We start from the raw sequence: 4,438 nt of genomic DNA on the forward strand, positions 1-4,438 counted from the left end.
GGATAATATTGGGGTTTTCAGAAGCATCACTGGTTTTTTCACTTTCTTCCTTACAACCTGTAAAAAGGGCTGTTAATCCGGCTATGGACAGACCTAAAATTTTTTGAGTATTGAATTGCATTTTAAATTAAATTTTTCGTTTTGCATGAACCTGAAAGCTTGATATTATTTTCCTGACACCCGGTAAATACGGCGGCTTTTATGAAAACCGAACCCAAAACCCAAAAAAGGAAAAGGTTGAGCCGCCGTATTTTTGCCGGGCTGCCTATGAAACACTTTATCTTCCACACTCAAAACAAATTTTTATCCACTTTAACAACAATCAAGGATTTATCTCACCTTTCAGACACTGAAGCGACCCATCGGTTGTGGAAATCAGTATCCTCCCCTCTGAAGCTATCATGCCATCAAACACTGGGGGTCGGGAAAGGGAATATTTTCCTGTTGGTTTCCCGCTTTGGGCATCATAAGACCAAAGCCTGCCTCCTTTCCTTCCTTCAAAAGCCGCCATCGGGTCTTCCGGATCAATTACATCGGGCGGGCCAGCCATAAACAGCCGCTCGCCGGCAAGCACCATCCCCTTAACTCTTACGGGAACCCAGTCGAACCATTCCGGGGCCTGCGAGCGGGAAAATCCCATGCCCTTGTCACGGCCCCAGTTTTCCTGTGTAAGGAGCGGCTCGTTGTCATTGTCATCGGCAAAGAGCAGATAATTTGTGTTTCCGGGTGTAAGTTCGGGACTTAAAACCACCCGTTCATTATAGGCGTTTACACCGTAAGTTTTTTCAGGTCCCATAACAAGCAACTGACCGGTTTTAGAAGCAACATTACCCATGTAATACCCTGGCCAGGTATCCGAATACATCCAGTAAATGCGATTAAAATAGGAATCATCAAGAAATCCGCCGGTAGCAAACAGATGTTTTCCAACTTCTCTGGCCCCCATATGACCCCGGCGATACCATCTTTGGGCAAATTTAGGATATTGCCCTATGGTTTCCTTGTGGATAAAATCATACCCGGGATTTTTAGAAACAGGGTCTCCCTGAACAATGGGCCCATAGGCATCAGGAGATCCCCTGTCGGTTTCGTAGCTTTCCGGGCCTTTCCTGTAAGGGGGATCAAGCTTTTCCAGTTCGGGGGTAAATTTCATTTGTCCCAGGTAAATGTATCCGCCTTCACTGACCAGTATGTCCGAGCGGGCCCCTTCAATATGAAAGGCAGGCAGAAAAGGCTCGTCTTCAGCATCCTTTCGGGTGCGCATCCAGGTGTCGAGCCGGGTGCTGTGGAGCATTTCGCCCGTAGCCGGATCCAGACTGTACAGAAAAATGCCCCCGTCCAGAAAACTGTTTCTTCCGGCAGTTACATAAACTTTACCTTTGTGTAATAATGGACTGCCATGGACCCGCCAGGGGGATTCAATGCGATTTTTGTGCATCATCATACGAGGAGAAGGAGCAGCCCTAAAACGCCAGACCAGCTTGCCGTCACCTGAGCGCAGGCAATACACCCAGCCATCGGCAGAGCCAAAAATCACTTTTCCTTCATACAAAGTGGGTGGAGAATCAACCCGTCCGCCCACAGAACGGCGCCACAGAACCTCACCTTTGTGGATATCCATTGCATAAACCGTATTCCGTTCTTTGGCAGATACATAAGCTTTTCCCCCGGAAGCAACAGGTGGGGTCAGGTTTTCCCCGATCTTCACCTGCCATTCCCTGGTGAGTTTTCCTTCTACCTTTGTTTCGGTAGCTCCACTCCTCCGGTTATCGTGTCGGTACATGGGCCAGGATAAGGATTTGTCTTCACCGGCTTCCCCTGTTGCTTTCTGCCAGGCCGGGCCTTGTACCAAACGATCTGCGGTATCCCTGTAACCCGCCACTTCGTTTTCTATCTCCCCGGAAGATGCGGTAGAATAAGCATTAAGCCCTTTTCTCATGGCACCGGCATAGCAAAAACAGGGATGCGGAGGTACATATACCAGGCCGTTGGAAGGCATAACGCCGTAGCGGCACGGACCTCTGGTCCAGTCATTTTGTACATGCGGCTGATCGTCGAGGCTCACAAATTCCAGCCCGCGGTATTGGGGAAGAATATAGTTGCCGGTGGCCTTAGCCCCGTAGCATCTGAGGTGATGGCCCTCGCTGAAGATGCTGTCCGGTTTAAAAGATTTTATCTTTTTACCGCTGCTGAGGGAATATCCGGCTATTTCCCCTGTATTGCTGTGCCAGACCAGACTGTCTATAACAAACACATCGCTGGCCCGCAGCGGGCTATCTTTGAGCGGCGCCCGGTTTTCCCATATCACTTTTCCTGTACTGAGATCTCGCATTTCCGTAACATCGTTGTGTTTTATAAGTACGGTGCGGTCCTTGATAATGACTGTCGGTCCTGCGCTCCAGGAATAATCCTCCAGATGCTCTGATTCTGTTTTCCACTGTTGCGCTCCCTCTTCCGCTGAAAGGCAGACAAGGCGATGATCCGCGCTATAAACTACATTGCCGTTGGAGACGGCAAGAGAATTGGAATTGTAATTTTCTGTCTTTTGCTCCCATATAATTTCCCCGGCATTTGGGTCGGCAGCGATGATCCTGGGTGTCCCCTCTTTTGGTTTCGGATCAATACGGGCATATAAAATTCCATTGGAATAGAGAAGCTCTTCAGTACCTTCGGTCCCCTTTAGTGTTTTAATGGTTTGACCGGTGGCCGGGTCCAGCATTTCCACGGACCCGTGGTAGTCAATGGTGGTGAACAGAAGATCATCCCCGGCCACGAGGGTTCTTTGCATCTTACTCGGGACTCCCCTCAGACTGGTGACATAACTACTGTCTCCCGGCTTATTCCAGTTTTTCAGCGAGCGTTTCCAGAGCCGCACCCCGCTGTAGGCATCACGGCCATACAAGGTCCAGTTTTGCGGTACTTCATCTCCGGTAACGCCGGTAAGCCCGTCATCAAATACATAAAAAACACGTTTGCCGTCAGATACCATTACCGGAAAACTGGAGATAAATTCATGGCTACGACACCACATAGGGTCTGATTTCCACCGTAGACGTCGCGGAGGACCAACTGCCGAATCGTTGGCCACCGGATTGTTGGAAGGCCCGTGCAGATAGTGGCTCCATTTATCGATGCTGTCGGGCCGGGGTTTGACCCATTGGGTCCACTCCCCGTTTTGGTTGACATAGGCCGATCCTTCCGGAGAGAGCACCCGCATCATTTCCTCCCGGGATACTTCATCCGTATCTTCAACCACAAGCAGATTGACCAGGTTATCGGAATAGGGAAGTGTTTTGCTGCGCCATTGCTGAACAGTCACTTCTCCATACAAGTCCTTTTTGCGAAGGTATTCCCTGGCACTACTGATCTTTTCCATGTCCCGTGAAAGTCCGTGGACAATATAACGGTCATTGGCATGGAATGCGGAGGTGAGTTTTCCATCGTCAAACCCAACATGGGCGATCAGTCCGCCCTTAATACCTGTTTCTTCCAGAATGTGTGCAGCTTTATGGGTATAAGAATAAGTTGTATATAAAAAATATCCTGCGGCTGCTAAAGCCAATACAATAGCACCGATCCATACAATACGCCGGCGTGGTTTCATAGGCTCAAAAGTTTAAAACTATTATAATGTATTAACGATAATCTCTGCCATTAAGGCTTTTTATAACAGACTTCTGCCATTTTTCCAGTTGAGTCCTCATAGATTCAACCTTAGAAGTGTTTTCATCCGATAGATCATTTTGCTCCATAGTGTCTTCCTCAAGGTTGTACAGTTCTGTTCTCACATTTCCTGAATCATCCTCTATCCGGTGAAACTTAAACGGCCAGTCAAGCCAGGCAGCATGACCACGAAAATCATCTTCGGGATAACGAGTGGTTATGTCAGCGGCATCTAAATGCAATCTGGATGAATCAACGGACTCACCGGCTTTTTGCTTTCTCCATAGCTCTCTCATTTTTTTACTTGAAGAAACCAGTCTTCCTCCCTCAGGGAATTGCCAGAAACCAACAGGCTGATCTCTTTCTTCCATTTCACCCTCAATTAAAGGAACAAGGCTTATTCCATCCAGAACAGGCTGCTCCTCCATTTCCAGATTAGTAATTTCAAGCAGAGTAGGATAAATATCTGAGGTCACCGCAGGCACATTTGTTTCCCTATGTTTTTGAATGCGGGCCGGCCATTCTATAATAGAGGGAACACGCAATCCTCCCTCATATATTTGCCCTTTGCTTCCGCGTCCTCCGGTGGATTTCTCCCATCCCATATCCAATCCTCCATTGTCACTCAAATACCAGAGAACAGTATTATCTTCAATATTCATTGCTCTCAATTTTTCTCTGAGTTTCCCAACAGCACGGTCAATCCCGGTAATTTCCCCATAAAAATTCTGTAATTCCTCATCCAAATCCGGATAAAGTGCTTTGTCTCTTTCTA

The 4,438-nt window shown here is 47.9% G+C and carries 2 protein-coding genes; both read right to left on the reverse strand.

Features of this window, described 5'->3' with window-relative positions:
- Window positions 1-322: 322 nt before the first annotated feature.
- Window positions 323-3,604, reverse strand: coding sequence for a PQQ-binding-like beta-propeller repeat protein (locus KGY70_17610; protein ID MBS3777019.1), 3,282 nt, complete (start codon window positions 3,602-3,604; stop codon window positions 323-325).
- 31 nt (window positions 3,605-3,635) lie between these two features.
- A partial coding sequence (locus tag KGY70_17615; GenBank protein ID MBS3777020.1) for a sulfatase-like hydrolase/transferase occupies window positions 3,636-4,438 on the reverse strand: 803 nt, incomplete at its 5' end.

The organism is Bacteroidales bacterium (assembly GCA_018334875.1).
Classification (GTDB): domain Bacteria; phylum Bacteroidota; class Bacteroidia; order Bacteroidales; family UBA12077; genus JAGXLC01.

Excerpts from the sequence above, each read along its gene's own strand:
- KGY70_17610 (MBS3777019.1), bottom strand. The coding sequence starts at position 3,604 with ATGAAACCACGCCGGCGTATTGTATGGATCGGTGCTATTGTATTGGCT.